Genomic DNA, 1,225 nt, shown 5'->3' with positions numbered 1-1,225 from the left:
TCAACCCTATAGCGATCTTCTTAAAGCCAAGCAAAAGAAAGTTCGAGAAGCCTACGAACAGCAATTAGCAAGACGATTTGAGAAAGAAAAAGAGCGAGAGGAAAATAAGCGGGGAGTAGAAGAGGAAGATTGTAGTCAGGAGGAGGAAAAAGGGAAAGAATTCTCCTTCGAGATCATCACCGTTGATCCCAGAGGGAATATAATCAAACCTCGCCTGGGAAAAGGTTTTCAAAAGAGCGAAAACCTCGGCAATAATATCGACCTAGAAATAGTCTATATCCCTGGCGGTACTTTCCTCATGGGATCGCCCGATGGTGAGGGGCATAACTACGAAAAACCGCAGCATCGAGTCACCGTTCCCTCTTTCTACATGGGCAAATATCCCATTACCCAAGAGCAATGGCGAATCATCGCATCTCAGGCGAAAATCGACATCGACCTATCCCTCGACCCCTCGTACTTCAAGGGAAATAATCGACCGGTAGAGTGTGTGAACTGGTATCAAGCCGTAGAATTCTGTAAACGGCTATCCAAGCTTACTCAGAAAGATTATCATCTCCCCAGCGAGGCACAGTGGGAATACGCTTGTCGCGCAGGAACGACCACTCCTTTTGCTTTCGGGGCTACCCTCTCCACCGAAATAGCGAACTATCACGGAAACTATACCTACGCCGACGGTAAAAAGGGTACTTATCGACAACAAACCACTCCCGTCGGGCAGTTTCCCCCCAACGCTTTCGGACTTTACGATATGCACGGGCAAGTCTGGGAATGGTGCGCGGACGATTGGCACGATAACTATACCGGAGCGCCAGAGGACGGGTCGGCGTGGATTACTGAGAATAATAATCGTTCTCTATTACGGGGCGGTTCTTGGTACGGCAATCCAGGTCTCTGTCGTTCCGCTTTCCGCAGCTTCTTCGCTAGGCGCGTCAGCACCTACCACTACTGCGGTTTTCGTGTGGTGTGCGGGTGCTAGGAGGACTCCGTAACCCTTTTACCATAGCGGAACATTGAGCGAAAATTTGGGTTGAAAACCCCGTCGTTCTACGACAGCTTTTCTTAATCTCTAATAGAGCATCTGATAGTTAGGGGCTGCTGAAAAAGTTTTTCGTGGGGGCAGGGTGTGGGGTGTGGGGTGTGGGGTGTGGGGTTTTACCCATTTTCAGGTGGTCAATTACCTAATTTTCAGGGAAAAAATCCCTAAATTTTCCCCCCAATCACT

At 49.0% G+C, this 1,225-nt stretch carries 1 protein-coding gene; it reads left to right on the top strand.

Features of this window, described 5'->3' with window-relative positions; genetic code table 11:
• Positions 1-979, top strand: a 979-nt coding sequence (locus PX636_RS07065) for a formylglycine-generating enzyme family protein (RefSeq protein WP_288116586.1), incomplete at its 5' end; no start/stop codon positions are given.
• Positions 980-1,225: the final 246 nt, after the last annotated feature.

The organism is Microcystis sp. M53598_WE2, from assembly GCF_030067735.1.
Lineage (GTDB): Bacteria > Cyanobacteriota > Cyanobacteriia > Cyanobacteriales > Microcystaceae > Microcystis > Microcystis aeruginosa.
Note: the sequence above shows the minus strand (reverse complement) of the source record. Positions and strands in the feature narration are given on the sequence as shown.